Raw genomic sequence first — 25,130 nt, forward strand, 5'->3', positions numbered from 1 at the left:
AGACATGAAAACGGCCTGCCCCCCGCCGCGTTCCATCAAATGCGCCCAACGGTTAGACGCTTGACTTCCCCTTTTTCGTTTCCTATGCGTTCTCCATCCGTTCCAAAGAGGGCAAGCAGGCATGTTGACGCTCAAGCAACAGGAATTGCTGAACTTCATTCAAACCCGACTGGAGGAAGGCGGCGTCTCCCCTTCTTTCGAGGAAATGAAGGAAGCGCTGGATCTGCGATCCAAATCCGGCATTCATCGCCTGATCAACGCGCTGGAAGAACGCGGCTTCATTCGCCGCCTCCCCAATCGCGCCCGCGCGCTGGAAGTGTTGAAGCTGCCCGATGCGATGCACCGCGCAAGCAAGGTCGCCGCACCGCCGCAATTGCCGGCAAGCCCGCCGATCGCGGCCAATGACGTGCTGGAGATTCCGCTGCATGGGCGCATAGCCGCCGGTGTGCCGATCGAAGCGCTGGAGGGTCAGAACATGCTCTCCGTACCCGCGGCCCTGCTGGGGGCGGGCGATCATTATGCGCTGGAGGTTTCGGGCGATTCCATGATGGAGGCTGGCATTCTCGACGGTGATTTCGCGTTGATCCAGCGTACCGAGGTCGCGCGCGAAGGGCAGATCGTCGTGGCGCTGATCGACGACAATGAGGCGACGCTCAAATATTTCCGGCGCGAGGGGGCAAAGGTCCGGCTCGATCCGGCGAACAGCGCCTATGAGCCGCAAATTTATGACCCGCGCCAGGTCCGCATTCAGGGCAAGCTTGCCGGATTGCTGCGCCGCTATAATTGATTGGGGCGGAATGGGCGCGGCCTGATCGCGGGCTGCACAAGCCATGGATGCTCGTCGTCCACCGTCCGGACGGTCCGGATGGACCGGTTATCCAGGTGGATGGCAAGCCCGCCCGTCCGCCCGAGCAGGCGCCGGTCCACCTTCAGCCAGCGTGGACGGCAGCCGTAGGGCAAAAAGCGGTCGCTGATCACGATGTCGGCCCGTGCGCAATCCCGCGCCAGTATCGCTCCGCCGACCCGATGGCCGCTCCGCGTGACCAGCAGGTTCCAGCTTCGCCCTCCACCCGTCAGCTTGACGGCGCACAGGTCGGGCGAACAGCGCGCCTCGGGCAGCGCCGCCATCGCGTCCAGCACGCCGTCATAACCCGCGGTTTCGGTGAGCGTTTCCCGCACATAGCCGCCCGCCCTTTCGCGTAGGATCGCCATGCCTCCATTCCCCGTGCGGACGGCGACGTGGCGGCCGTCGCCCGTCACCAACAAAGTGGGCGGCGCGCTGTTCAGCATCATCGCCGCGCCGGCCGCGACCGGGATCAACCCCACCCATCGCCATCGGCTGCGCCACAGCAGGCACCAGAGAAGACCCGCGAGGATCAGCCCGAAAATGGCGAAGGATTGCGCGGAGGAACGCATGATCGCCCAGGGGCTGGATGCCACCCCATGCGCGACCAGCAGCAACAGGTCGAGCGCGCGGGCGGTCATCCACCAGAAGGGTGCCCCCCATCCCAGGGAATCGAACAGCAAAGCCACGGTCTCCAGCGGCATCACGACAAAGGTCGTCAGCGGAATCGCGACCAGATTGGCGATCGATCCCAACATCCCCGCCTTGTGGAAATGGAAGATCGCGATCGGCGCGAGGACCAGTTCGACCACCAGCCCGGTCGCCAGCAAGCCCAGCAGGTGGCGACCGAGCCGCCGCCATCCCGCCTCCTCACGCGCGGCCATGAAGGCCCGGAAGCGGGGATGCTCGCCCAGCGCCACCAGGGCCACGACCGCGGCAAAGCTCATCTGGAAACTCGGCCCGACCAGCGCCTCCGGCCAGAGGAGCAGCACCACCAGTGCCCCCGCCGCCACCAGCCGCAGCGTGATCGCATCCCGCCCCAATGCCAATCCACCCAGCACCAGCAGGGCAGCGACGCAGGAGCGGACGGTCGGCACTTCCGCACCGGTCAGCAACGTATAACCCAGTCCCGCCAGCGCGCCGCCGCCTGCCGCGATCAGCATCAGTGGCCAGTCCAGCGCTGCCCTCCGGCTCAACGCCATCGCCCGCATCAGCAGGAACACGACCGCCGCGATCAGCGCCGTCACATGCAGCCCGCTGATCGACAGCAGATGCGCCAGCCCGCTGCGCCGCATCGCTTCGGCATCGGCCTCGCTTATGCCTCCCTGATCCCCCGTCGCCAGCGCTGCGGCTATACCGGCGCCCGCGCCTGGAACCTGCCCCATGATATGCGCGAACAGCCTTGTCCTGAGCGGCGGCGCCGACACCGCCGGGCGCAGCACGGCAATGGGCCGCAGGACACGTCCGCTCGCCCCTATGCCGTCGAAATAGGCCCGCCGCGCGAAATCATATCCGCCGGGCAGGCTGGGCGAGGCGGGCGGCATCAATCTTGTACGAAAACGGACGATCGCCCCTTGCCCCAGGCCCGCAGGCTTCAGATCGTCGCCCAGATTGACCCTGACCAGCGGCGGAAGGCCGGACGGATCGATCGGCCGGACCAGAATGCGACTCATCTTGCGCGCGGGAACCGGATTGACCGCCTTCACCTCTCCGGTCAGCTCGACAAAAACGGGCTGGGCCAAGGGGGGCGCGCCCCAAAACATCGCCTTGCCCCAAACCAGCACACATCCCGAACAGGCCAGCAGACTGGCCAGAAGCACCGCCCGGCGCAATCGCCCGCCGCCGGGAAGAATCAGCGCCGCGCTGGCCGCCGCCAGCATGATGCAGCAAAAGCCAAGCCATCCCAACCGGTTAGGGATGATGAACCAGGCCGCAATGCCCGCGCCCAGCGCCACCGGCACCCATAGCGCCAATTGCTCGCGCTCTTCCTCCAGCCAGCCTTCGACGGCTTCCCAAAGCGCAGGCGTCCTTTGCCCGGCGGAAGCGGCAACGGAGGTTTGTCGTGGCTTGAAAGCCATGCTAGGGGGCGTCGCGATCATGGATGGGCCAGGTGGACTGCAGGACGAATGTCAGGAAATGAAGCGGTGAGCGTAAAGGGTGTGAACAAGCCGGTAGTAACCCGTTTTGCGCCGTCGCCCACCGGTTTTCTGCATATCGGTGGCGCGCGCACCGCGCTCTTCAACTGGCTGTTCGCACGCCATCATGGCGGCAAGTTCCTGCTCCGCATCGAGGATACCGATCGTGCCCGCTCCACCGAAGAGGCGGTCGCGGCGATTTTCGACGGGCTGGAATGGCTGGGGCTGGGCGGCGATGAACCGGCCGTGTTCCAGTTCGAACGCACCCCGCGCCATGCCGAAGTCGCCAACCAGCTGCTCGCGGGCGGACATGCCTATCGCTGCTACGCCACGCCGGAGGAACTGGCCGAACTGCGCGAGCAGCAGCGCGCCGCCAAGCAGCCGATGCGCTATGATGGCCGCTGGCGCGATCGTTCGCCGGAGGAAGCGCCCCAAGGCGCGCCCTTCGTCATCCGCCTGAAGGCCCCGCGCGAAGGCGAGACGGTGATCGAGGATGCGGTGCAGGGCCGCGTCGTCGTCCAGAATGCGGAACTGGACGACATGATCCTGCTGCGCTCCGACGGCACGCCCACCTATATGCTCGCCGTGGTGGTCGACGATCATGACATGGGCATCACGCACGTCATTCGCGGCGATGACCATCTCAACAATGCCTTCCGGCAGCTCGGCATCATCAGGGCTATGGCCGAAATTGAAGGAGGCTGGGACGAGCCGGTCTACGCCCATATCCCGCTGATCCACGGGTCGGACGGCGCGAAACTGTCCAAGCGCCACGGAGCGCTCGGCGTCGACGCCTATCGCGACGAAATGGGCATGCTGCCCGAGGCGGTGCTCAACTATCTGCTGCGACTCGGCTGGGGGCATGGCGACGAGGAAATCATCTCTCGCGACCGTGCCGTCGAACTGTTCGACATAGCGGGCGTCGGCAGATCGCCCTCCCGCTTCGACATCAAGAAGCTGGAAAATCTGAACGGCCATTATTTGCGCGAAGCCGACGACGCACGCCTCGCCGCTCTGGTCGCGCCTCGCGTCGCCGACCGGCTGGGCAAGCCCTTGCCCACAGGTGCGGAACAGCTGCTGACCGATGCCATGCCGTCGCTGAAGCCGCGCGCGAAAACGCTTAACGAAATTGCCGAGGGCGCGGAATTCTTGTTCAAAAATTGCCCTCTCGATTTTGACGAGAAGGCCCTTGCTCTGTTAGACGATTCTGCGCGTGCGCTGCTGGGGCAGACAGCCGACGCTCTTGCACCCGTTCCCTCCTGGACGGTCGAAGCGATCGAGGAAGCAATACGCCACGTGGCAGAGGATGCCGGCCTCGGGCTGGGGAAGGTCGCGCAACCTTTGCGCGCGGCGCTGACCGGACGTACGGTTTCGCCGGGAATTTTCGACGTCCTTTTCCTTCTGGGGAAGGCGGAGAGCTTGGAACGACTGGCCGCTGTAAGGCACGCATCGGCCGGTTGACGTATCTAGGAGAACAACATGTCGGATAATAATGCCACTTTGAGCGTCGGAGGCGACACCAAGGACTATGCCATCCTGAGTGGCACGGTCGGTCCGCAGGTCATCGATGTTCGCAAGCTGTACGCCAACACCGGCATGTTCACCTATGATCCGGGCTTCACCTCGACCGCGAGCTGCGATTCGGGCCTGACCTATATCGACGGCGACGCGGGCATATTGCTGCACCGCGGCTATCCGATCGACCAGCTCGCAGAACAGTCGAGCTTCATGGAGGTTTCCTACCTGCTCCTGAACGGCGAACTGCCCTCGAAGGCGGAACTGGCTGACTTCACCCGGACCATCACGCGCCACACCATGGTGCATGAACAGCTCACCACCTTCTACCGCGGTTTCCGCCGCGACGCGCATCCGATGGCGATCATGTGCGGCGTGGTCGGCGCGCTTTCGGCCTTCTACCATGATTCCACCGACATCAACGACCCGGAACAGCGCAAGATCGCCAGCCACCGCCTGATCGCCAAGATGCCGACGATCGCGGCCATGGCCTATAAATATTCGGTGGGCCAGCCCTTCGTCTATCCGCGCAACGACCTCAGCTACACCGCCAACTTCCTCAACATGACCTTCTCGGTCCCGGCCGAGGATTATGTGATCGATCCGGTCGTCGTCGACGCGATGGACAAGATCTTCACCCTCCATGCCGACCATGAGCAGAACGCCTCGACATCGACCGTGCGTCTGGCCGGCTCCTCGGGCGCCAACCCCTTCGCCTGCATCGCGGCGGGCATCGCCTGCCTATGGGGCCCCGCGCATGGCGGCGCGAACGAAGCAGCGCTCAACATGCTGCGCGAGATCGGCACTGTCGACCGCATTCCGGAATATATCGCCCGCGCGAAGAACAAGGACGATCCGTTCCGCCTGATGGGCTTCGGTCACCGCGTCTACAAGAATTATGACCCCCGCGCGACCGTGATGCAGAAGACCGCGAAGGACGTGCTGGAAAAGCTGGGCGTCAACGACCCGATCTTCGACGTGGCCAAGGAACTGGAGCAGATCGCGCTCAACGACCCCTATTTCATCGAGAAGAAGCTCTACCCGAATGTGGACTTCTATTCGGGCGTGATCCTCTCGGCCATCGGCTTCCCGACCGAGATGTTCACCGTGCTCTTCGCGCTCGCCCGCACCGTCGGCTGGGTCGCCCAGTGGAACGAAATGATCTCGGACCCAGCGCAGAAGATCGGTCGTCCGCGCCAGCTCTACACCGGCCCGACGCAGCGCGACTATGTCCCCGTCGACAAGCGCTGATCCGCGCTGACAGCCCAAAAGAAAAACGGCGCCGATACCCGGCGCCGTTTTTCTTTTACCCCAATGCCGGGAGAGAGAGGGTGAACCGGGCGCCGCCCTCAGGCGCATCATCGATGCGGATATCGCCCCCCATCGCCCTCGCAAGCCGCCGCGAAATATAGAGGCCAAGGCCGCTGCCGCCCGCGTCGCTACGGCCCAGCCGCTCGAACTTGTGGAAAATCCGCTCGCGGCTATCGACGGGAACGCCCTCGCCCTGATCCAGCACGGCGATCCAGGCCTGCCCAGCCTCGCGCCCCGTCTCGATCCGCACCGTCGATCCCTCGGGCGCATAGCGCACCGCATTGCCGACCAGATTCATCATGACCTGCAATGCGCGGCGAAACTCGCCTATGGCAGCGACCATCACGCCCGGCTCCGGCGCGACGATGCAGATGTCGCGGTCCAGCGCCTTGACCAGAAACAGCCCTGCTGCCCGCCGCCCCAGATCGGCCAGGTCCACTTCCTCGGCGATCACGTCGAAATCCGGCCGGTCGATCGCCTGAAGATCGGCCAGATCGTCGATCAGCGCCATCAGGTGCCGCCCCGCCGCCGATATGTCCTGCGCATAGCCGACATAGTCGGGCCGCAGCGGCCCTTCGAACTGCGCCCCGATCGAATCGGCATTGGCGATGATCCGCCCCAGCGGCTGGCGCAAGGACCGGTCCAGTCTTTTCCCGAACTCCTCGGGATAGAGCATCACCGGCTCCGGCGGCGCAAGCGGCGCCATCACCGCCCGGTCCAGCGGCAACGCCTTGCCGCGATAGCCCACCAACTGCCCGCTCAGATCGAACATCGGAAAGCCCGACAGCCTGTATCGCCGTTCCGCATCGCCGGAAATGCTGGCCACCTGATCGCGAAAGGGCCGCCGCTGGGCAAAACCGCGCAGGATGGCCAGATCGCCATCCTCATCCGGCCTCAATTCGAAATAGCTGGTGAAGCGACTGCCCGGCACCGGCGGCGCGGCGGGCAAGACGCCCTCGCCTCCCAGCCCTTCCAGCACCATCTGGAAACGAAGCTGGGTGTCTATCTGCCAGGTCCATCCATCGGACAGGGCGGCGATATCGCTCTCCCGCCGCGAAAGGTCGACCGGCGGCAACACCGGCGGCCGCTCATGCCAGTCGATGACGGCGATCTGCACCGCATCCGCGTCGGGCCTGGCGCGAACCCACATGTCGATATCGCCGCGCTCGGCAGCCGCCACCACCGGCCGCGACACCGGCACGCCCAGCTTCGCCGCCAGCCGTGCCATCGCCGCCAGTTGCGGAACCGCCAATATCTGGCCCAGATCGCCTCCCGCCTCCTGCTGCAAGGCAAGCAGGGGCGCATCGGCGGCCAGCAACCGCCCATCCGCGGCGACCGTCGCCCGGATGATGGCAGGATGCACCGGCATGTTCATCAGCCGGCGATCCGCCGCAGATGATCGAGCTTCGCCCGCAATGGCGCGGGCGCCCGCATCGCGCCGACGGCAGCGTCTGCCCGCTCGACGGTCAGTTCCTGATAGCGTGTGGCTTCACCGAGCAGCATGGCGTCGGACAGGGACGGCCGCACCGGCCGCAAGGCCAGCAGCAATTGCCGATAATCCGAATCCGATCCACCCAATGCCCGGCATAGGGCCGCAACCTGCGCCACCGGCCCCATGACCAATATGTCTGCGATCTGCGCGCTTTCCATTCGCAACCGCCGCCCGGCTAGCGCCACGAACAGCAGAAATTGCCGCTGCCCCAGCGCCGCGCCCAGCAATTCCGGCGCGTCCCCCCGCTCGCCCATGATTCGCACCAGCCTGTCCGCCGCTGCGATCGGCCCCGCCGCCTCGTCATGCCGCGCCAACATGGCCTGCCCGGCCGCTTCGAACAGCGGCAGGACCGCCTCCGCCTCGACCAGACCACTCCGCTGGACGAGAGCGGCCAGGCATGCCGTCGCCGTCCACAGCAATTCGGCAAAATGCCCGGCGGGCAGATCGGCCTGCATCGGCTGATCCTCCGCTCCCGTCATCAGCCAGCGTCCCTCGGCGAGCGCCAGTGCGGCCACAGCTTCGCCCACCACCGCGTCGTCGCTCGGGAAAATCGGTTCGGCTTCGCCATGGTCGCCATCGGGCCGCCCGAACTGCCGCAGCATGAGGCTGACGCCGCCCCGCATCTGCATATGGGCCAGCAGTGCCGGCCCCAGCAATGTCGGCTGCGCGCACAGGGTCGGCCAGCAGACCGGTTGCGGCCATTGCGCAAGCGCCGCCGCGACTTGGGGCCTTTCCTCCAGTGCCAGCCTCAGGCCGATCTCGATCGCGGTCATGCATCCGCCCAGATGCCGCCGCGTCTCCGTGATGAGCGCATCGTGCCTGTCGCGGCCGCCGTCGGGAAAGAAGAACGCCAGATCAATGGCATGACCAACGGGAACAGCGGACATGTCGGCCATGACCTGCGCCATGGGCCAACTGTCCGCCATGGTCGGTCCGATCAGGGACGAAAAGGCGCTCATACGGGCCAGCATAGCCGCACGTCGTTAAAATGCACTAAACCGTAACGAGCAAAATCGCTCAATCCCGCCGCAGCAGGATCATCGCCCCGGCCGAGGCGATAGCGCACAGCATCGCCAGGCTGAACGCCAGCGCGATCGCCCCGGCGGCCGATCCGGCGAGCAACAGGATCAGCGCGCCGGCGGGCGTGAAGATCATCCAGGGCCGCACCACGCCCGTCCGGCGCCATCGGTCCGCAAGCTGGATGATGGCCAGCAGCAGCGCCAGATGGGTGGGAACCGTCCCCTCCCCCGCCAGCGCGATCCCGGCGACGGCAAAGCCAGGGACGACAAAGGCGATCCAGCCCATGGACAGCGGCCGCAGCGCCATTTCGTCCAGCCGGTCGGCGGTTTCAGCAAGCAGCAACCCCAGCAGCAACAGGCAGAATCCCGTCCCTACCCAGTGCAGCTCGATCGGCACCAGCGCGATGGCGCCCGTCGCCATGGCGGCAATCCGCACCTGCAGGGCGGGCACCTGCATTCGCATCAGTGCCGGGCTGATCAACCGCGTGACCGGCCCGATCAGATAATGTTCCGCCCCACCGCGCACCCGCGCGCCACGGGATCCCTGCGCAAGCACCGCCTGCGCGGCCAGATCGGCCTGTTCCTGCGCGTCGACCAGCGCCACCCGGCCTTCCAGCAGATCGTCCTGCGGCACCGTGACCCGCCGCGCCCCGGCCTGCACCGCCGCACGCACCAGCGTCAGCGACAGATCCCAGTCGCCGATCATGTCGAGCGTATTGAACAACAGGTCCGGGCTGATCCGCGCCAGCCCGGCCCAGCGCTGTCCCGCGTCGATGCGCTCGAACGGAGCGCTAGCCCTGCTGTCGTCCGTCACCAGCAGGCCGTTGCCCGCCTCTTTCGCCATCGCATCGAAATAGGCCTGCCCCACGATCGCGCCATCGGCGACCAGAAGCGTATCGGCGTCGCGCGGCGCGTCCCGCACCATCGACACCATGTCGCGAACCAGCGCCACGGCGATGCCATCGGCCGACAGGCGGTCGACTGCCTGCGACAAAGCAGGGGTGATGACGCTCACCAGGATCATGATTCGGTCGGCACCCGCCCGTGCCGCCTGCCGCGCCTGATATTCCACCAGCGTCTGCCCGGCGAAATGCAGGCTGGCGCGGAGCGATCCAGCGGCATCGCCCGATGTCCGGCTGGCGCTAAGAATAGCGGCGAAAGTCATGCGCGAAGAAACCGACCCGATCGTTGTTCGATCCGCCTTGTTGCAAGGCGGACGCCAACAGGCAAGCCGTGTCTCGATTCAGCCCTGTGCAAGATCGCTGATCGCCGCCCGCAGCAACCGCAGGATACGCGGGTCGCCCGGCGCGGCATCGGCCGCTTCATCGGCCATGACCATCAGGCTAGTCAGCCCGAAACTGGCGGCCAGTCCTTTCAGCCGCCATGCCGCAAGCTGCCAGTTGGCGTCGCACCGCGCCCGCGCCAGCAGGTCGAGCTGCCGCTCCGCGCTTTCCATGAAGGCCGTGCGAAGGTCGTCAATCAACTGCCTGTCTTCACCGACTGCGGCGGCAAGGGCGGCATTCAGGGCGCCAGGATCATAGGACATGGGGTCGAACGCTATCTGGCTTGCGTTAAGTTTTGGTAACAGGGCATTTTCGTCCGCGCAAAAGCTGCTAGGATAGGCGCCATGAACGGGGGCAGCACCATAGTCGAATTCTGGCGGGACAAGGGCCAGGCAACCGATGACCCATCGCAGGCGGACGATACGCTGTTGTTGAAACAGGCCGTCCTGGATCTGGAGGATCATCAGGCCGTGGGCGAAAACGGCGAACGCGGCATCCGCGCCACGCAATCGGCGTTCCTGTCGGCCGGCCTGCTATGGGTCGGCTTCGCCGGCTGGGCCAGCATTTCCTCGGGCCAATGGCGTTCCGGCCCGGCGGCATGGCCGGGACTGGTGGCGACCCTGCTGGTGCCGCTGATCCTGCTCGGCGTCTGCTATCTGCTGCTGCTGCGCAACAGCCGCGCGGAATCCCGCCGCTATCTCGACACCGCCCGCGCCCTGCGGACCGAGGCGGAACTGCTGGAACTGCGACTGGGCAGGATCGCGGGCCAACTCGAAACCGCGCGCCAGACCATGCAGGACCAGGCCGAACTGCTCGACAGCTACGGTGCCGCGGCCAGCAGCAATATGGAGGCTTCGGCCGAACTGATCGCGGGCCGTGCCAACAGCACCGCCGAACGTGCCGAAGCCGCCGAGCGGGCCGGCCAGGCGCTGGTCGCCCGGATGGAGGCGCTGATCGCCTCGATTCCGGAGCTGGAAGATCGCGCGACCCGCATGTCGGCGCAGATCATCGACAATGGCCACACCCTTTCGGAGCGGATCGACACGCTGGAGGCGCGGCTGCATGCGCTCGGCGAACTCTCCGACGACGCCCGGTCCCGCACCCTGTCCGCGACGAAAAGCCTGTCGAGCCAGCTCACCCAGCTGCAGGAAGCGACCCACAGCGCCACGCAGGAAGTGACCGGCATGGCCGACATTGCGGCGGGCCGGATCGAATCGACGGCGCAAAGCGCGCGCAAGGCGATGCAGGACAGCTGGCAGGATATCGAACAGCAATCGGTCGCGCTGGATGGCCTGATGCTGCGGACGAAGGAGGAGATCGCCGAAACGACCCAATCGGTGATCGCCCTGCTGACCCAGGAACTGAACCGCGTCGAGATCGACGTGCTGCACCGGCTGGAAACCACTCACGGCCGTGCGCAGGAAACCATGGCCAGCGTGGATGCCAATCTCACCGCCCAGGCTCAATCGCTCAAGGCGCTGATCGAGGGCGCGCAGGCGGGGATCGCCGCGACCAGCCAGTCCGCGCTCGGCATCCTGTCGCGCGACGCCCAGACGGTCGAAGCCGAACTGCGCCAGCGCGTCGAGGCTGCCGTCACCCAGGCGCGCGAGGGCATGGCGATCACCGACGAAGGCATTGCCCGCCAGACCCAGGCGCTCGAGGCGCTGATCGGTCGGTCACGCGACCATATCGCGGCGATCGGCGACGAAACGGTGACCCATATCGCCGATCATGTCGGTGAAATCGAAAACCGCCTGCACCAGATCAACGATCTGGTCGAAGGACAGCGGATGCTGGTGGCGGGCCTTCAGACCAGCCTGACCGACGCCGTCGGTTCGGCCGAGGCCCGCTTCGCCGCGATGGAGGAAAGCGCCCTCGCCCGCAACGAAAGGCTGACCGAGGCGCTGACCCGCCTGACGGCCGAGACCCAACGCATCGACGGCGCGCTGGCCGCGGGCGGCATGACCGCCGAAAAGCTGATCGGCAGCGCGGAAACGCTGATGGTCGCGCTCGATTCCAGCGTGCGCGAACTGGACGAGACCTTCCCCGCCGCGCTGGAGCGGTTCAACGGACGGATCGAAACGAGCCGCACCCTGCTCGACAGTGCCGCCCCGGAAATCGAGCGGCTGGAGGCGATTTCCGAAGCGCTGCTCGGCCGCACGCAGGAGGCAGAGGATCTGCTGCGCGGTCAGGGCCGCCGCCTTACCGAATGGCTGGAAAGCACGCAGAGTGGCGTGGACGCCAATCGCGAGTTGGTCGAACGGCTGCGCATCGCGCTCGACAATGCGCATCAGGATGCCACGCGCATCACCGAAGGCGCGGGACCGCTGCTCGTCACCGCCCTGCTGCGTGTCAAGGACACCGCCGACCAGGCCGCCGAACGCGCCCGTCAAGCATTGAGCCGCGCCATCCCGGAAGCCGCCCAGTCACTCGCCGACGCCAGCGAGGAAGCAATGCAGCGCGTGATCGGCGACAAGATCGCGGCGCAGATCGAACAGGTCGCGAAGGTGGCGGAAGAAGCTGTCAAGGTCGCCCACCAGGCATCCGACCGCCTCACCCGCCAGCTTCTGACCATCGCCGACACCAGCGCCAGCGTCGAAGCCCGCATCCAGGAAGCCGAACGCGCCACCGAAGACCGTGACCGCGACCATTTCACCCGCCGTTCGGCCGTGATCATCGAATCGCTCAACAGCACCGCGATCGACGTCAGCAAGATACTGTCGAACGACATCACGGATTCCGCCTGGTCATCCTATCTGAAGGGAGATCGCGGCGTCTTCACCCGCCGCGCCGTCAAGCTGCTGGACGCGGGCGAGTCCCGGGAAATCGCGTTGCATTATGACAATGATCCCGAATTTCAGGAGCATGTGAACCGCTACATCCACGATTTCGAATCGATGCTGCGGATCATCCTGTCGGCCCGCGACGGCAATGCGCTTGGCGTGGCGATCCTGTCGTCGGACATGGGCAAGCTCTATGTCGCCCTCGCCCAGGCGATCGAACGGCTGCGGCAATAGCCCTCGAAGAGGCGCCGTTTCAGCGCCACCCCTTTTCCTTCGCCGCCCTCTCCTGCCGCGCATCGGCGGGGGCGCCTTCCATCAGCGCCTCGACCGTCGCCATGACCCGGGCATCGCCGGAGGAAGCCTGGCGATAATCCGTACCCTGCCCCGTTCCCGGCACCAGTTGCTGCATCTGCCAGCCCTCCCCTTCGCGGCAGGCGACACCCGACATCGCCTCCCCTTCGAAGCTGCGGCACCAGCCACCCCCCTTGCGCTGGAAACTGAGGCCGATGCGGATCGCCGCGCCATCCTGCGCCGAGGCGAGTTGGGTATCGAGCGCGGAAGCCAGCCGCCCCTGCGCCACCATCACTCCATCCTTCACCCCGACCGGCCCGGCCGGGCCACCGGAGAGACGGCCGATGCCAAGACCCAGCACAAGACTGGCGGCAATGGCGCCTCCGATCCCCCATTGCCGCCAGCGGGGCGGGGCGGGACGGGCAAGCGGAACCACCTTCGCGCTCTCCTCCAGCACGGCCAGCATGGCGGCCGGGACCGGTTCGGCCTCGACCGGGGCATAATGTCCCGACAGCCTTTCCCGCAATTGCCGGTGCATTTCCAGCCGCTGCGCGAGAGAGGGATCTTCCGCCACGGCTCGGTCCACGCGCCGCCGCGTCACATCGTCCAGCTCGCCGTCAACCCATGCGATCAGCAAGGCTTCGTCAATATCGGTCATGCCGCTTCCCCCAGCATTTCGATGAGCGCGCCGCGCCCGCGCACCAGCCGGGATGTCAGCGTGCCCATCGGCACGCCCAGCACATCGGCGGCTTCCTTGTAGGACAGCCCCTCGACCAGCACGAGCGCAATGGCTTCGCGCTGCTCGTCCGGCAAGGCGTGCATGGCGCGATCCACGTCGGAAAGCATCACATGCGCCTCCACATCGCGATCGCCCGCATGGCCCACATGCTCGCCGGCCTCTTCCGGCGCGAAGGTGCGGGCGGCGCGCTGCCGCGATCGGGCCTCGTCGATCCAGAGATTGCGCATGATTCGATACATCCAGCTATCCAGTCTTGTGCCCGGCTGCCATTGGTCACGCGCCTTGAGCGCTTTCTCCAGCGCCGCCTGACAGAGATCGTCCCCATCGGCGCGATCCCGCGAAAGGCTGGCCGCAAAGCGCCTCAGCCGGGGCAGGATCGCCAGCAGATCGCGTTCGAACGACATCCGGTCTCCATTCATGTTCGTCAGGGATGAAACGACCGTCCCCCAACGTTTCATCCCGGACGGTAGATCATGTATCGGAAATTTTTTCGCCATGAATCATTTTGAATGCGAAAGGACCGGAAAAGGCGCCGGTGGTAAAGAGGTCGAGATGAAATTCGCACGTCCCTGGATCATTGCGGGCCTGCTGCTCACCGCGCCCGGCGCCGAAGCTCAATTGCTGCCCTCGCCCGGCCAGGCGCTGGGGCAGGTCGGCGGCGTCGTGCCCAATGTGCTGGATCGGGTCGAAGGGGCGCTCGACCACACCGGGCTGGACCGGCTGTCCCCGGTTCAACTGGCCGATCGGCTGGCGGCGGCACGCGCGGCGCGGATTGGCGATCTGCTGCGGCGTCATGCGGATTCGATCGAACTGGACGACCGGCGCGAACCCGCCAGGCGCGGCGTGATCCTGCTGACCGGCGCCGGGACGAAAAGCATCGCGGCGCTGCGCTCGGCGGGCTATGGCGTTGAAACGCAGGCGGTCGAAGGACTGGATCTCAGCGTCACACGGCTCACCGTGCCGCCGGGACAAAGCCTGTCACGCGCATTGAAGGCGGTCCGCTCGCTCGCCCCCGAAGCGCAGGCGAGCGCCGACAATCTCTATTTCCCCAGTGGCGCGACCATGGCCGGGACGGCAACCGCGCTGGCGGAGGCTGGCAGCGTGCGGGACAAGGCCGTCGGCCTGATCGATGGCGGCGTGGCGCGGCATCCCTCGCTCAACGGCCCGGTGGAGCAGCAGGGCTTTGCGCGCGGCGCGCCTCGCCCTAGCGCCCATGGGACGGCCGTGGCCTCGCTCATCAGCGGCAATGGCAGCGTGCGGGGTGCTGTGCCGGGCGCGCCGCTGCTGGCAGCCGATGTCTATGGTGATGATCCGGCGGGCGGAGGCGCCTTTGCGATCGCGCGCGCCTTGGGCTGGATGGCGGCGCGGGGCGCGAATGTCGTCACGGTCAGCCTGGTGGGCCCGGACAATCCCCTGCTGGCCGGCGCGATCCGGCTGGCGCGCGACAAGGGCGTGACGGTGGTGGCGGCGGTCGGCAATGACGGACCCGCGGCGCCCCCCGCCTACCCCGCCTCCTATCCCGATGTCATCGCGGTGACCGGGGTGGATGGCCGTGGGCGGCTGCTGCCCGAAGCTGGCCGGGCCAGGCATGTCGATTTTGCCGCTCCTGGCGCCGACATGAATGCCGCGCGTGCCGATGGCGGCAAGGGCCCGGTGCGTGGCACCAGCTTTGCCGCGCCGCTGGTGGCGGGTCGCCTGTTTGCGACCGGTAGCCTCGGCGCCCTGCAACGCGAGGCAAAGGCGGGCGGCAAGGCTTTCGGCAAGGGCATCATCTGCGCCTCTTGCAGAAATATTGATTGAATTTCAGTAACTTGCTATTTTTTTCGACGCGCCGGGATGAAATCGGTCACCCCTCACGTTGTCCCTTCATCAGATCGACAGCGAACAAGGAGACGATCGATGAAAGTGAAGCTTTTTCTTGCCACCGCCGCCCTCGCCGCTCTGACGGCTGCCCCTGCTTCCGCGCAACTGCTTGGCGGTGGCGGTGGCGGCATGCTGGGCGGTGGCCTGGGTGGCGCTCTGGGCGGCGGTAGCGGCTCGCTCGGCGGATCTCTGGGCGGTGCCCTCGGCGGTTCGGGCGGCATCGGCCTCGACCGCAGCGTGGACCTCGCAAACGGCCATGTCGGCGCGAGCGGTTCCGGCCACGGCAGCGGCAGCGGTTCCGCGACCGGATCGGTCAGCCGTCATGGCAAGAGCCACAGCGGCAGCGCCTCGGGTTCGGCCAGCGGCTCCGCCAGCGGCAGCCTGACCGCCGACACGCTGGGGACCAACGACGTCCGCAACGCCGTGGGCGGCGCCCGCGACCAGGTCAGCAGCGCGGCTGGTACGGCTCGCGACCGGACGGCCAGTGCCCTCGCCACCACCCGCGACCGCACCGCCAATGCCGTCGCCACCACCCGCAACCGGGCCGATGCGGCGGTCAGCGCCGCCCACGATCGCGCGGCCAACGCCGCGGGACGGGCGCGCTCGGTGGCCGGTAATGCGGCGGGCAGCGCCGCCGGCACGGCCAGCGGCATCGCCAACACGGCAACCAGCGCAGCCTCCGTCAATGCCAGCGGCCAGCTTGCGGGCAGCGGCCAGGCCTCCGGCTCCAGCACTTCCTCTTCGGATCAGGCGGCTCAATAACCCCCCGACGGGGCGGTACCCCACCGCCGGCTTTCAGCCGACACGCCCCCGCCCCACCGCCTGACCACCAGGCCGGCGCTCCCCCAAGGATCGCCGGCCTTCTTCCTGTCCATTAAGCCGTTGATATAAACAGGTTACGAACCATCCGGCTTCCCAATTCCAGCCAAAGCATATAAGAAGGACAAATGATCGGCCGGTCGCACGCCGCGTCGGCGGACAGGTCGCAATGGGTGCCAGGAAGCATCCGGAACATGAAGGTTGCACGGCAGGCCCATGCCGGAATCCGATCCCGATTTCACCTCCCGGCGTGCGCATGCGCGTCAGCGCCGTCTGCTGAAGGCGCGGATGCGCCATCCCCTCCATGGCGAGGTCGACATATTGGTCCGCGATGTTTCGGAACAGGGCGTCGGTGGCCGCTGCGAATGGGATCTCAAGGTGGGGGACAATATACTCCTCCTCCTTCCCGACTGCGCCCCGGCGAGCGGCAGGATCACGTGGCGCAGAGGACAGGGTTTCGGCGTCTTGCTGGACGGCCCCATCAACCCCGCCAGCGTCAGGAATCCGGCCCCCGCCGACAGGCCTGCCCAGGCTCCCTATCAGGTACCCACTTCCTTCCGTCCGTCCATCGATTTCAAGAGACCGGGTTTCCGGACCCGGCGGCCCGGCCCCGATACCAAGCCGGGCTGACCTGAGTTTCCGGCAGGCATCGCCGGACAGGAAAAGACCGGCCATCCTCGCGGATCGCCGGTCCTTCCACCCCCTTGAACTGCTGGAGTCGGGTCAGGCAACCTTGGTCGCCAGCTCCTCCGCCTCGTCGGGATCGCGCAGCACATAGCCGCGACCCCATACGGTCTCGATGTAATTTTCGCCGCCGCAGGCCAGCGCTAGCTTCTTGCGCAGCTTGCAGATGAAGACGTCGATGATCTTGAGTTCAGGCTCGTCCATGCCGCCATAGAGGTGGTTCAGGAACATTTCCTTGGTCAGCGTCGTGCCCTTGCGGAGCGACAGCAGCTCCAGCATCGCATATTCCTTGCCGGTCAGGTGAACGCGGTTGCCGTCCACTTCCACGGTCTTGGCATCCAGATTGACCGCCAGCTTGCCAGTGCGGATCACCGACTGCGAATGCCCCTTGGACCGGCGCACCACGGCGTGGATGCGGGCGATCAGTTCTTCGCGATGAAACGGCTTGGTGACATAATCGTCAGCGCCGAAGCCGAAGGAACGGACCTTGCTGTCCATCTCCGCAATGCCCGAAAGGATCAGCACCGGCGTCTGCACCTTGGCCGCGCGCAGCTTCTTGAGCACGTCATAGCCGTGCATGTCCGGCAGGTTCAGGTCAAGGCAGATGATGTCGTAATCGTAGAGCTTGCCCAGATCGAGGCCTTCCTCCCCCAGGTCGGTCGTGTAGACGTTGAACCCCTCGGTCGTCAGCATCAATTCGATCGCCTTGGCCGTCGTCGGTTCGTCTTCGATTAGCAGCACGCGCATGTGAAGCCCCTTTGCGTAGCGGTCCCGTTCACCCCCAGAGAACGGCAGCCGCTCCAATTCATTAACCAAAAAACTTCTGAAGGACAAAGGTTAATTTTTAGATAACCCAGGGATTCCAACGAGTCGTGCAATTTTGAATCTGTTTACAATGTTTTAGCGCCGAAATGATTCAGATCGAGTCAAGATAGATTCGACTTCGAAACGGGATTTCAGCAGCCATGATGCCGCGTCAGGAAATCCAGCAGCGCCTCGACGCGGGCAGGCCGCAAACGGGATGGCGGCGTCACCAGATGAAGGCCGAAGGGCGGCGGGCGCCAGTCGGTGAGTATCTCCTCCAGTTCGCCCGACGCGAGCGCTTCCCCGACGATGAAATCGGGCAATCGGGCAATGCCGACCCCGGCCCGCAGGGCAGGCAGCATCGCCTCCCCGCTATTGACAGTAATGCGGGCGCGCACCTGCACCACGACACTCTGCTGACCCGGTCCTGCAAAGCGCCAGACGTCGGGGGTCGCGACATTGGAATAGCAAAGACAGTCATAGCTGCCGAGGTCGGAAGGATGCGCCGGACGCCCCCGCTCCTTCAAATAGCCGGGGGAGGCGACGACATGCATGGTGACGTCCGCCAGCCGCCGGGCGCGCAGGGAACTGTCGGGCATGTCGGCGATGCGAATGGTGGCGTCCAGGCCCATTTCCACCAGGTCGATGCGGGCATCGGACAGGTGCAGGTCGACATCCACCAGCGGGTTCTGCCTAGTGAACTCCGCGATCAGGGGAGCGACGCGCAACAGGCCGAAGGTCATCGGCGCGCCGAGCCGGACGGTGCCCGACAGTTCGGCCGTTTCGTCTCGCGCCGCCTCCTCTGCGGCCTGCCCTTCGGACAGGATGCGCGCGGCATGGTCGGCCAGCCGCTTGCCGCTTTCGGTCAGCGCCAGGCGGCGGCTGGTGCGGTTGAACAGGCTGGTGTCCAGATGCTCCTCCAGCCGGGTCACCGCCTTGGACACGGTCGCCTTGGATACGCTCAGCGCCTTGGCGGCATCGGTGAAGCTGCGATGCTCGACCACGGCGGCGAACATCGCCCAGGCTTCAAAATCAGGAAGTCGCATAGGGAAACAATCCGTTTCAATGCTGCCTATTCAAGAAACAATCCTGATCGCTAGATTGGCGGAAAGCAAGGCCGGAAGCGTCCGGCACGCATATGAAAGGCACAGCAAATGAGCACGACAGTCAGGAGCCGCATCGAGCGCCGCCCCTTCGCGTCGCTGGGCCATGCCGACCATGGCTGGCTGAACGCGCGCCACCATTTCTCCTTCGCCGACTATCATGATCCCGCCCGCATGAACTGGGGCGCGATCCGGGTCTGGAACGATGATGAGATCGGCGCACGGTCCGGCTTTCCGCCGCACCCCCACGCGGACATGGAGATCATCACCTATGTCCGCACCGGCGCGATCACCCATCAGGACAGCCTGGGCAATAAGGGCCGGACCGAGGCGGGCGACGTCCAGGTGATGAGCGCGGGCACCGGCATCCGTCATGCCGAATATAATCTGGAGGAGGAGACGACGACACTCTTCCAGATCTGGATCGTCCCCCGCGCTCGCGGCGGGCAGCCGAGTTGGGGCGCCAAGCCCTTTCCCAAGGGCGACAGGTCCGGCAAGCTGGTGGTGCTGGCCAGCGGCCATGACGAAGACAGGGAAGCGCTGCGCATCCGCGCCGATGCCCGCCTGCTGGGCGGCACGATCAAGGCCGGCGACAGCGTGACCTATGAAAGCGGCGAGGGCAGGCATCTCTATCTGGTTCCGGCCACGGGGCGGATCGAGATCGACGGCCAGATTTTCGAGGCGCGCGACGGCGCAGCGATCATTGGCGGCCAGCCGCTCATCATCACCGCGATCGAGGACTCGGAAATCGTTCTGGTCGACAGCGAATAGGCCCGTCCTTCCCTCCCTACGGATGGGCCGGCCGCCCGCGCACCTCCCCCCTCCCGCGCGGGCGGCCGAATTTTGTGAAACATTTTTACAATCAACGCATTGACGAGATTGGAGACGCTCATGGCAAAGGTTCTGGTTCTCTATTATTCCTCTTACGGCCACATCGAAGCGATGGCGAAAGCGGTGGCTGAAGGCGCCGCGGCCGCGGGCGCGCAGGTCGATATCAAGCGCGTTCCCGAAACCGCCCCCCTCGAAGTCGCGCAGGCCGCCCATTTCAAGCTGGATCAGGAAGCGCCGGTCGCCGCCGTGGCCGACCTTGCCGACTATGACGCCATCATCATCGGCACCGGCACCCGCTTTGGCCGCATGTCCAGCCAGATGGCCGCCTTCCTCGATCAGGCCGGAGGTCTCTGGGCACGCGGCGCGCTGAACGGAAAGGTCGGCGGCGCCTTCACCTCGACCGCCAGCCAGCATGGCGGCCAGGAAACCACCCTGTTTTCGATCATCACCAACCTGCTGCATTTCGGCATGGTCATTGTTGGCCTCGATTATGGCTTTGCCGGGCAAATGGGCGTCGACAAGGTCCGCGGCGGAGCGCCCTATGGCGCTACCACGTTGGCGGATAGCGACGGCAGCCGCAGCCCCAGCGAGGAAGAACTGGACGGCGCCCGCTATCAGGGCCGCCGGATCGCGGAAACGGCCATGAAATTGCACGGCTGACAGATTGCTGCGCCGTCTGACCCTATATGGGAGCGATTTCCAGGGAAATCGCTCCCGACGGCGCAGCTGTTGAGCCTTGGGTCGCAAGGGTCAACATCGGCGGGGGCCGGCGCAACGGGACTGTGCGCCGGCCCTCTTCCATTTCCGGTCCGGCGCTTTTTTTTAAAGCCCCATGTCACACCCGCCGATCCTGTCTCGTCATGTCAGCGCAACCCCGAAGACGAAAGGTGCTGACCATGACTGCGAAGCTAGACCCCTTTGCCGCCGCGCCCCAGCTGATGAAGAGCTGGTTCGCGCTTTCCAATGCCGTCAATGACAGCCTGGAACCGGCTCTTGTCGAACTGGTGAAGATCCGCGCGTCCCAGATCAACCAGTGCGCCAATTGCATCAACATGCACACCACCGACGCCCGTGCGAAGGGAGAGACGGAACAGCGCATCTATCTGCTGTCCGCCTGGCGCGAGGCGCCCTGCTATACGGCGCGCGAACGGGCGGCGCTGGCATGGACCGAAGCCTTGACGCAGCTCTCGGAAGGGCACAGCCATGGTGTGGCCTATGAGGCGCTGGAAGCTGAATTCTCGAAGGAGGAGCAGGTGAAGCTGACCCTGTTGATCAACGTCATCAACGGTTGGAACCGCATCGCCGTCGGCTTCGGCCTCTGGTACGACACGCCTGCCAAGGCGGCTGCGTGATGCCGCAGGGGACGCATCTGGACGCGGCGGACAGCTTCGACCCGCTGCGTCCCCGCCTCACCCGTGTCGCCTATCGCATGCTGGGGTCCGTCGCCGATGCCGAGGATATGGTGCAGGAAGCCTTCATCCGCTGGATGGACGTGGACCGTGAAGCGGTTCGCGAGCCGGAGGCGTTCCTGCGGCGGACAGTGACCCGGCTTTGCCTCGACCAGCTCAAATCGGCGCGCCACCAGCGCGAAACCTATGTCGGCACCTGGCTTCCCGATCCCGTGGTCGAGGACGAAGAGGAAGAGGAGGATGTGACGCTGCCGCTGATGCTGGCGTTGGAGCGCCTTTCCCCCTTGGAGCGCGCTGCTTTCCTGCTGCATGACGTGTTCGGCCTGGGCTTTGAGGAAGTGGCCGCCACGGTCGATCGCGATCCGGCCGCCTGCCGGCAACTAGCCGCGCGGGCACGGTCGCATGTGCGGGAAACGCGTCCCCGGTACAGGCTTGAGAAACAGCGAGGGCTGGAAATTGCCAGCGCCTTTTTTGCCGCGTCGCGCAGCGGCGACATGACCGCGCTGGGCGCCATGCTGGCGCAGGATGTCAGCCTGCACAGCGACGGCGGCGGCAAGCGGCCTGCGGCGGTGGTGCCGGTGCTCGGCCTTGGCCAAGTCATGCAGGTGCACAAGGCGCTGGCGGTGCTATACGGCAAGTATGGGTCGACGCTGGTGCGCATGGGACTCATCAACGGCTTGCCCGGTTTCGTCACGCGCGAGGCGGATGGCGAATTCCAGACGACGGCGCTGGACATTGAAAATGGTCGCGTCACCGGCATCTATGTGATGCGGAACCCCGACAAGCTGCGGCACCTCCATTGAGGTTAGAGGAAGATGCGGCGTAAGGCGGGAACGGTCCAGATCAGATAATAGGCCGCAAGCGGAAGCAACACCGCCTGCATCAGCAGCCAGGGTTTACCCAGATAGGGCGAGAAATAGTGGATCACCGCAACGTGCAGATACATGATGACCAGTGACGCCCTGCCAATGGTCGCGACCCAGCCCCCAAAGGGCGCGATCCGCACTGAAAAGCGGAGCAGGAGGATGGTGGTGGCGACCGCCGACGCTATCGAAAGCAGCGGCCAGCCATAATCCGCGGCCTTCATGTTGAGCGTCGGCAGCAGCCCCATGAGCCCCGCCAGCGAGAGCGAGGCTAGCGGCGCCAGCATCCAGCCTTTCCACCGCGCCCGTTGCCAAACAGCGCCGCCCCACAGCAACAGCAACGCCATCGGCACGGTCAACAGGCCCAGCGGTGAAAGGCCGGTGATCTTTCCCACCCCATAGGCGATCAGCAGGCTGGGTAGCATCACCCACGTCCAACGCCGGTCCAGCGGATCGGGCCAGCACCCCAGCACCATGTTGAACAGAATGCGCGCCATCATCAGGCAGGGCACGAACCAGAAGATCGTGAACGGCCCACGCAACCAGGAGCCGCCCAACAGGATCGGCAGCAAATCCTGTGGCCAACTGTGAAAGATCGGCCGTCCGCCCTTCATCGTCTCGATGATCTGGTCGGCCAGGATCAGCAGGATCAGGAAGGCCGCATAAGGCCGCATCTGCGAGCCAAGCTGGCGCCAGGTAAAATGGGCCACTGGCTGCGGGCGGGACAGCAGGCCCGACAGCAGGAAGAACAACGGCATGTGGAAGCTGTACATCGCATCGTGCAGACCGCCGCGCGTCCACACATGGCCTATGACGACGGCGATGATGCCGATGCCGCGCGCGACATCGATCCACTCCAGCCGCCCTCCACCCTGAGGCCGGGTTTCATGCCCCCTATTCTCCATAAGGATGTCGCCCTATAGGAAGCCGGGCGCGCGTCAATCGCCCTTTCCCTTCGTTTACGGATCCGATCCCTTGACCCTGCTTCACGACCGAGTGCTGTTCATCGATGGCGAGGCCATCATCCTAGACAAGCCCGCAGGCCTGCCGGTCGATGCGCCGCGCGACGGATCGCTCGCCCTTGAGAACCATCTTTCGTCCCTGACCTTCGGCTTTCAGCGCTGGCCCCTGCCGGTGCATCGGCTTGATCGCGACACCAGCGGATGTTTGTTGCTTGCCCGCAATCCCAAGGCGCACAAGCGCTTTGCCGCAGCCTTCGAGGCGGGCACCGTCACCAAGCGTTACGTCGCCGTGGTGGACGGCTTGCCCGAGCAGGACAGCGGCACAATCGACCTGTCGCTCAAGAAGGTGAGCACAGCCGCGCAGGGATGGCGAATGATCCCGGCCAAGGCGGGCAAGGCCGCGCTCACCGAATGGTGCAAGATCGGGGAGCAGGACGGCCGCGCCTTGATCGTCTTCACACCCCGCACCGGCCGCACCCATCAGATCCGCACCCATGCGCTGCATGGCCTTGGCTTCGGCATCGTGGGCGATCAGGTTTATGGTTCAGGCAACGGGCCGATGCTGCTCCACAGCCGCTTCCTCAGCATGCCTCGTGGGGAAAAGCCGGCAGCGGAAGCGACCGCACCCCTGCCCGAAACCTTTGCGAAGGCGGGCTTCGGCGTCGAGTTGCTGGAACAACTGGGCTTGTAGGCTCTTGCCGCTGATCCCCATCACCCGGTCGATCGCCATCGACAGCGACGAATTGTCGGAGAGCTTCGTCCGCTCGACCGGGGCGGGCGGACAGCATGTGAACACCACCGACAGCGCGGTGCAATTACGCTTCGACGTGGCGAACAGCCCCTCCCTGCCCGATGCGGTGAAGCAGAGGCTGGCGATGCTCGCAGGGCGGCGGATGACGGCGGAAGGCGTGCTGATCCTGCGCTCCGAAGGTTCGCGTTCGCAGCTCATGAACCGCCAGGAGGTGCTGGCGAGGCTGGTCGACCTGATCCGCGAGGCAACCTTCGTCCCCAAGGGGCGCAAGGCCACCAAACCGGGCAAAGCCGCGAAAGCACGACGCGTCGATGCCAAGAAGGCGCGCAGTTCGGTCAAGGCGGGCCGGGGCAAGGTGCGGCTCGATTAGCGGATGCTCGTTGGAGGAAGGCAGAGGCTCCTAGATCCTTCGCGTCATGGGATGCGGAGGATGTCCGCCTCGGCTATTTGCAACTGCCGCTGTCGAGGACTGGCCGCCACGATACATCCCTCCTATATCCTGGCCATGTTCGATTTTAATCCTGCGGCTGACGCCGACAAAGTCACGCTCTATGACGACCTTCTGTCGGCCGCCGATGCCCTGACCGCGGAAGAAACCGATACCATCGCCAACATGGCCAATATCGCCGCCCTCATCTGGCAATTTCTGCCGGACCTCAACTGGGCGGGCTTTTACCGCATGGTCGGCGAGGAACTGGTACTTGGCCCTTTTCAGGGCAAGACTGCCTGTATCCGGATCGCATTGGGCAAAGGAGTCTGCGGCGCGGCGGCGGCCAGCGGCGAAACCCAACTGGTCGAGGATGTGCACGCTTTTCCCGGCCATATTGCCTGCGACGCCGCCAGCGCTTCGGAAATCGTCGTGCCGGTGACGAAGGATGGCCGCGTGGTTGCGGTTCTCGACCTCGACAGCCCGACACCGGCCCGCTTCGACGCGGCCGACAAGACAGGGCTTGAAGCGCTGGTCGTACGTATCGGATCACGCCTCGCCTGAAAACAGGCTTGCCCCGTTTCGGGACAGGCCAAGAGGCGCCCATGCGTGGATCGGCGCGCGCCATCGTGCTAAACAAGCCGTTAACAAATCAGCCAAAACGCGGAGTTCAAGCATGCGGATCCGGAACATCATCCTGGCGGGCACCGGCCTGATGCTCGGGATGACGGCGCCCGTACTGGCATCCGACGCCCGCCCGCCGCAGGAGGTGCCGCCGGTGGGCGCGGGCTATGACGATGATGTGACTGCGCCAGACAGTCCGCCGCCGCCGGAAGCGGCGCCGGTCCATCATTATGAAGGACGCTGGAGCGGCACCTGGCGCGATCGGAACGGGAAGGCCTATAGCGGCGAATATGAAGGCCGCTTCGAAGGTCAGGTCCATGGCGGTCCCGGTGTCGCTTATGACGCGCCGCCTCATGCCGCCGCGCCCCATTGGACCAGCCCGCCGCCTGCGCCGGGTCAGCCCGTCGTCACAACCACCCAGGCGCCCGGCTATTTCGCGAACGGCTATTATTATCCTGGCGTGACCACCACGACGGTCGTGATCCAACCCGCGGTCAAGACCACCCGGACCTATGTCACCGAACGGGTCGTCCGCCGAAGGGTTCACTCGAAATAGTGTCCTTAGCGGCTTGCAGCCG

At 65.6% G+C, this 25,130-nt stretch carries 25 protein-coding genes; 15 read left to right on the plus strand and 10 right to left on the minus strand.

What is annotated here, in order from left to right:
• Window positions 1-121 precede the first annotated feature (121 nt).
• Complete coding sequence (lexA, locus tag MJ601_RS03035) at window positions 122-787, plus strand: transcriptional repressor LexA (RefSeq protein WP_242123115.1); 666 nt, start codon at window positions 122-124, stop codon at window positions 785-787.
• Here the strand turns inward: lexA and MJ601_RS03040 are convergent.
• Complete coding sequence (locus MJ601_RS03040) at window positions 778-2,943, minus strand: ComEC/Rec2 family competence protein (protein WP_242123117.1); 2,166 nt, start codon at window positions 2,941-2,943, stop codon at window positions 778-780. The genes lexA and MJ601_RS03040 overlap by 10 nt on opposite strands.
• A gap of 27 nt (window positions 2,944-2,970) precedes the next feature.
• On the opposite strand from MJ601_RS03040, the gene gltX reads away from it, so the two are divergent.
• Both gltX and MJ601_RS03050 read left to right on the plus strand, forming a co-directional pair.
• Window positions 2,971-4,440: a glutamate--tRNA ligase gene (gene gltX, locus MJ601_RS03045; RefSeq protein ID WP_242123118.1), complete on the plus strand. Its 1,470-nt coding sequence runs from the start codon at window positions 2,971-2,973 to the stop codon at window positions 4,438-4,440.
• An 18-nt stretch (window positions 4,441-4,458) separates the two neighbouring features.
• Window positions 4,459-5,745: a citrate synthase gene (locus MJ601_RS03050; RefSeq protein ID WP_242123121.1), complete on the plus strand. Its 1,287-nt coding sequence runs from the start codon at window positions 4,459-4,461 to the stop codon at window positions 5,743-5,745.
• A gap of 55 nt (window positions 5,746-5,800) precedes the next feature.
• On the opposite strand, the gene MJ601_RS03055 is transcribed toward MJ601_RS03050, so the two are convergent.
• The 4 genes from MJ601_RS03055 to MJ601_RS03070 form a co-directional block, all read right to left on the minus strand.
• Entirely contained in the window at window positions 5,801-7,180 is a 1,380-nt protein-coding gene (locus tag MJ601_RS03055) for a sensor histidine kinase (protein WP_242123122.1), read from the minus strand.
• A complete protein-coding gene (locus MJ601_RS03060; protein ID WP_348635547.1) occupies window positions 7,180-8,268 on the minus strand; it encodes a DUF2336 domain-containing protein in 1,089 nt (362 codons plus the stop codon). Before MJ601_RS03060 ends, MJ601_RS03055 begins: the two co-directional genes overlap by 1 nt.
• Window positions 8,269-8,314: 46 nt before the next feature.
• Complete coding sequence (locus MJ601_RS03065; protein ID WP_242123127.1) at window positions 8,315-9,481, minus strand: hypothetical protein; 1,167 nt, start codon at window positions 9,479-9,481, stop codon at window positions 8,315-8,317.
• A gap of 78 nt (window positions 9,482-9,559) precedes the next feature.
• Window positions 9,560-9,862: an Hpt domain-containing protein gene (locus tag MJ601_RS03070; protein ID WP_242123128.1), complete on the minus strand. Its 303-nt coding sequence runs from the start codon at window positions 9,860-9,862 to the stop codon at window positions 9,560-9,562.
• An 81-nt stretch (window positions 9,863-9,943) separates the two neighbouring features.
• Here MJ601_RS03070 and MJ601_RS03075 point away from each other — a divergent pair, with 81 nt between their 5' ends.
• A complete protein-coding gene (locus MJ601_RS03075) occupies window positions 9,944-12,616 on the plus strand; it encodes a coiled-coil domain-containing protein (RefSeq protein WP_242123130.1) in 2,673 nt (890 codons plus the stop codon).
• Between the two features lie 19 nt (window positions 12,617-12,635).
• Here MJ601_RS03075 and MJ601_RS03080 read toward each other — a convergent pair whose 3' ends face one another.
• Together MJ601_RS03080 and MJ601_RS03085 are read right to left on the minus strand one after the other, a co-directional pair.
• Window positions 12,636-13,331 carry an anti-sigma factor family protein gene (locus MJ601_RS03080; RefSeq protein WP_242123133.1) on the minus strand — a complete coding sequence of 232 codons (696 nt, stop codon included), beginning with the start codon at window positions 13,329-13,331 and terminating at the stop codon, window positions 12,636-12,638.
• Window positions 13,328-13,816, minus strand: a complete 489-nt coding sequence (locus tag MJ601_RS03085) for an RNA polymerase sigma factor (protein WP_242123134.1) — start codon at window positions 13,814-13,816, stop codon at window positions 13,328-13,330. The genes MJ601_RS03080 and MJ601_RS03085 overlap by 4 nt, the downstream gene beginning before the upstream one ends.
• Before the next feature lie 91 nt (window positions 13,817-13,907).
• On the opposite strand from MJ601_RS03085, the gene MJ601_RS03090 reads away from it, so the two are divergent.
• The 3 genes from MJ601_RS03090 (at window position 13,908) to MJ601_RS03100 (ending at window position 16,724) form a co-directional block, all read left to right on the plus strand.
• A complete protein-coding gene (locus MJ601_RS03090) occupies window positions 13,908-15,212 on the plus strand; it encodes a S8 family serine peptidase (RefSeq protein ID WP_242123137.1) in 1,305 nt (434 codons plus the stop codon).
• A gap of 99 nt (window positions 15,213-15,311) precedes the next feature.
• Window positions 15,312-16,037, plus strand: a complete 726-nt coding sequence (locus MJ601_RS03095; RefSeq protein ID WP_242123139.1) for a hypothetical protein — start codon at window positions 15,312-15,314, stop codon at window positions 16,035-16,037.
• A 273-nt stretch (window positions 16,038-16,310) separates the two neighbouring features.
• Entirely contained in the window at window positions 16,311-16,724 is a 414-nt protein-coding gene (locus MJ601_RS03100; protein ID WP_242123141.1) for a hypothetical protein, read from the plus strand.
• A gap of 93 nt (window positions 16,725-16,817) precedes the next feature.
• Here the strand turns inward: MJ601_RS03100 and ctrA are convergent, their stop codons facing one another.
• A complete protein-coding gene (ctrA, locus tag MJ601_RS03105; protein WP_192666791.1) occupies window positions 16,818-17,525 on the minus strand; it encodes a response regulator transcription factor CtrA in 708 nt (235 codons plus the stop codon).
• A 209-nt stretch (window positions 17,526-17,734) separates the two neighbouring features.
• Window positions 17,735-18,628, minus strand: a complete 894-nt coding sequence (locus MJ601_RS03110) for a LysR family transcriptional regulator (protein ID WP_242123143.1) — start codon at window positions 18,626-18,628, stop codon at window positions 17,735-17,737.
• 108 nt (window positions 18,629-18,736) lie between these two features.
• Between MJ601_RS03110 and MJ601_RS03115 the strand changes: the two genes are divergently transcribed.
• From MJ601_RS03115 to MJ601_RS03130, 4 genes are all read left to right on the plus strand, one after another.
• Window positions 18,737-19,456 carry a pirin family protein gene (locus MJ601_RS03115; RefSeq protein WP_242123146.1) on the plus strand — a complete coding sequence of 240 codons (720 nt, stop codon included), beginning with the start codon at window positions 18,737-18,739 and terminating at the stop codon, window positions 19,454-19,456.
• A gap of 120 nt (window positions 19,457-19,576) precedes the next feature.
• Complete coding sequence (wrbA, locus tag MJ601_RS03120) at window positions 19,577-20,176, plus strand: NAD(P)H:quinone oxidoreductase (protein ID WP_242123148.1); 600 nt, start codon at window positions 19,577-19,579, stop codon at window positions 20,174-20,176.
• Between the two features lie 236 nt (window positions 20,177-20,412).
• Window positions 20,413-20,868, plus strand: a complete 456-nt coding sequence (locus MJ601_RS03125) for a carboxymuconolactone decarboxylase family protein (RefSeq protein ID WP_242123151.1) — start codon at window positions 20,413-20,415, stop codon at window positions 20,866-20,868.
• On the plus strand, window positions 20,868-21,728 hold the full coding sequence (locus tag MJ601_RS03130) for a sigma-70 family RNA polymerase sigma factor (protein WP_242123153.1): 861 nt from the start codon (window positions 20,868-20,870) through the stop codon (window positions 21,726-21,728). Before MJ601_RS03125 ends, MJ601_RS03130 begins: the two co-directional genes overlap by 1 nt.
• Before the next feature lie 2 nt (window positions 21,729-21,730).
• Here MJ601_RS03130 and MJ601_RS03135 read toward each other — a convergent pair whose 3' ends face one another.
• Entirely contained in the window at window positions 21,731-22,693 is a 963-nt protein-coding gene (locus tag MJ601_RS03135) for an acyltransferase family protein (RefSeq protein WP_242123154.1), read from the minus strand.
• Between the two features lie 70 nt (window positions 22,694-22,763).
• Between MJ601_RS03135 and MJ601_RS03140 the strand changes: the two genes are divergently transcribed.
• The 4 genes from MJ601_RS03140 to MJ601_RS03155 all read left to right on the plus strand — a co-directional run bounded on the left by MJ601_RS03140 (window position 22,764) and on the right by MJ601_RS03155 (window position 25,108).
• Window positions 22,764-23,441 carry an RluA family pseudouridine synthase gene (locus MJ601_RS03140; protein WP_242123156.1) on the plus strand — a complete coding sequence of 226 codons (678 nt, stop codon included), beginning with the start codon at window positions 22,764-22,766 and terminating at the stop codon, window positions 23,439-23,441.
• 4 nt (window positions 23,442-23,445) lie between these two features.
• A complete protein-coding gene (gene arfB / locus MJ601_RS03145) occupies window positions 23,446-23,871 on the plus strand; it encodes an alternative ribosome rescue aminoacyl-tRNA hydrolase ArfB (RefSeq protein ID WP_242123158.1) in 426 nt (141 codons plus the stop codon).
• Window positions 23,872-24,006: 135 nt separating this feature from the next.
• Complete coding sequence (locus MJ601_RS03150) at window positions 24,007-24,492, plus strand: GAF domain-containing protein (protein WP_242123160.1); 486 nt, start codon at window positions 24,007-24,009, stop codon at window positions 24,490-24,492.
• Window positions 24,493-24,604: 112 nt separating this feature from the next.
• Window positions 24,605-25,108, plus strand: coding sequence for a hypothetical protein (locus MJ601_RS03155; protein WP_242123163.1), 504 nt, complete (start codon window positions 24,605-24,607; stop codon window positions 25,106-25,108).
• The last annotated feature ends 22 nt before the right edge of the window (window positions 25,109-25,130 follow it).

It is taken from the genome of Sphingobium trunci (genome assembly GCF_022664535.1).
In the GTDB taxonomy this organism is placed as follows: domain Bacteria; phylum Pseudomonadota; class Alphaproteobacteria; order Sphingomonadales; family Sphingomonadaceae; genus Sphingobium.

What these genes read in the sequence shown, in the direction of transcription:
- lexA (WP_242123115.1), top strand. Translation starts at nt 122, where the DNA reads ATGTTGACGCTCAAGCAACAGGAATTGCTGAACTTCATTCAAACCCGA.
- MJ601_RS03040 (WP_242123117.1), bottom strand. Translation starts at nt 2,943, where the DNA reads ATGATCGCGACGCCCCCTAGCATGGCTTTCAAGCCACGACAAACCTCC.
- gltX (WP_242123118.1), top strand. Translation starts at nt 2,971, where the DNA reads ATGTCAGGAAATGAAGCGGTGAGCGTAAAGGGTGTGAACAAGCCGGTA.
- MJ601_RS03050 (WP_242123121.1), top strand. Translation starts at nt 4,459, where the DNA reads ATGTCGGATAATAATGCCACTTTGAGCGTCGGAGGCGACACCAAGGAC.
- MJ601_RS03055 (WP_242123122.1), bottom strand. Translation starts at nt 7,180, where the DNA reads ATGAACATGCCGGTGCATCCTGCCATCATCCGGGCGACGGTCGCCGCG.
- MJ601_RS03060 (WP_348635547.1), bottom strand. Translation starts at nt 8,268, where the DNA reads ATGCTGGCCCGTATGAGCGCCTTTTCGTCCCTGATCGGACCGACCATG.
- MJ601_RS03065 (WP_242123127.1), bottom strand. Translation starts at nt 9,481, where the DNA reads ATGACTTTCGCCGCTATTCTTAGCGCCAGCCGGACATCGGGCGATGCC.
- MJ601_RS03070 (WP_242123128.1), bottom strand. Translation starts at nt 9,862, where the DNA reads ATGTCCTATGATCCTGGCGCCCTGAATGCCGCCCTTGCCGCCGCAGTC.
- MJ601_RS03075 (WP_242123130.1), top strand. Translation starts at nt 9,944, where the DNA reads ATGAACGGGGGCAGCACCATAGTCGAATTCTGGCGGGACAAGGGCCAG.
- MJ601_RS03080 (WP_242123133.1), bottom strand. Translation starts at nt 13,331, where the DNA reads ATGACCGATATTGACGAAGCCTTGCTGATCGCATGGGTTGACGGCGAG.
- MJ601_RS03085 (WP_242123134.1), bottom strand. Translation starts at nt 13,816, where the DNA reads ATGTCGTTCGAACGCGATCTGCTGGCGATCCTGCCCCGGCTGAGGCGC.
- MJ601_RS03090 (WP_242123137.1), top strand. Translation starts at nt 13,908, where the DNA reads ATGAATCATTTTGAATGCGAAAGGACCGGAAAAGGCGCCGGTGGTAAA.
- MJ601_RS03095 (WP_242123139.1), top strand. Translation starts at nt 15,312, where the DNA reads ATGAAAGTGAAGCTTTTTCTTGCCACCGCCGCCCTCGCCGCTCTGACG.
- MJ601_RS03100 (WP_242123141.1), top strand. Translation starts at nt 16,311, where the DNA reads ATGCCGGAATCCGATCCCGATTTCACCTCCCGGCGTGCGCATGCGCGT.
- ctrA (WP_192666791.1), bottom strand. Translation starts at nt 17,525, where the DNA reads ATGCGCGTGCTGCTAATCGAAGACGAACCGACGACGGCCAAGGCGATC.
- MJ601_RS03110 (WP_242123143.1), bottom strand. Translation starts at nt 18,628, where the DNA reads ATGCGACTTCCTGATTTTGAAGCCTGGGCGATGTTCGCCGCCGTGGTC.
- MJ601_RS03115 (WP_242123146.1), top strand. Translation starts at nt 18,737, where the DNA reads ATGAGCACGACAGTCAGGAGCCGCATCGAGCGCCGCCCCTTCGCGTCG.
- wrbA (WP_242123148.1), top strand. Translation starts at nt 19,577, where the DNA reads ATGGCAAAGGTTCTGGTTCTCTATTATTCCTCTTACGGCCACATCGAA.
- MJ601_RS03125 (WP_242123151.1), top strand. Translation starts at nt 20,413, where the DNA reads ATGACTGCGAAGCTAGACCCCTTTGCCGCCGCGCCCCAGCTGATGAAG.
- MJ601_RS03130 (WP_242123153.1), top strand. Translation starts at nt 20,868, where the DNA reads ATGCCGCAGGGGACGCATCTGGACGCGGCGGACAGCTTCGACCCGCTG.
- MJ601_RS03135 (WP_242123154.1), bottom strand. Translation starts at nt 22,693, where the DNA reads ATGGAGAATAGGGGGCATGAAACCCGGCCTCAGGGTGGAGGGCGGCTG.
- MJ601_RS03150 (WP_242123160.1), top strand. Translation starts at nt 24,007, where the DNA reads ATGTTCGATTTTAATCCTGCGGCTGACGCCGACAAAGTCACGCTCTAT.
- MJ601_RS03155 (WP_242123163.1), top strand. Translation starts at nt 24,605, where the DNA reads ATGCGGATCCGGAACATCATCCTGGCGGGCACCGGCCTGATGCTCGGG.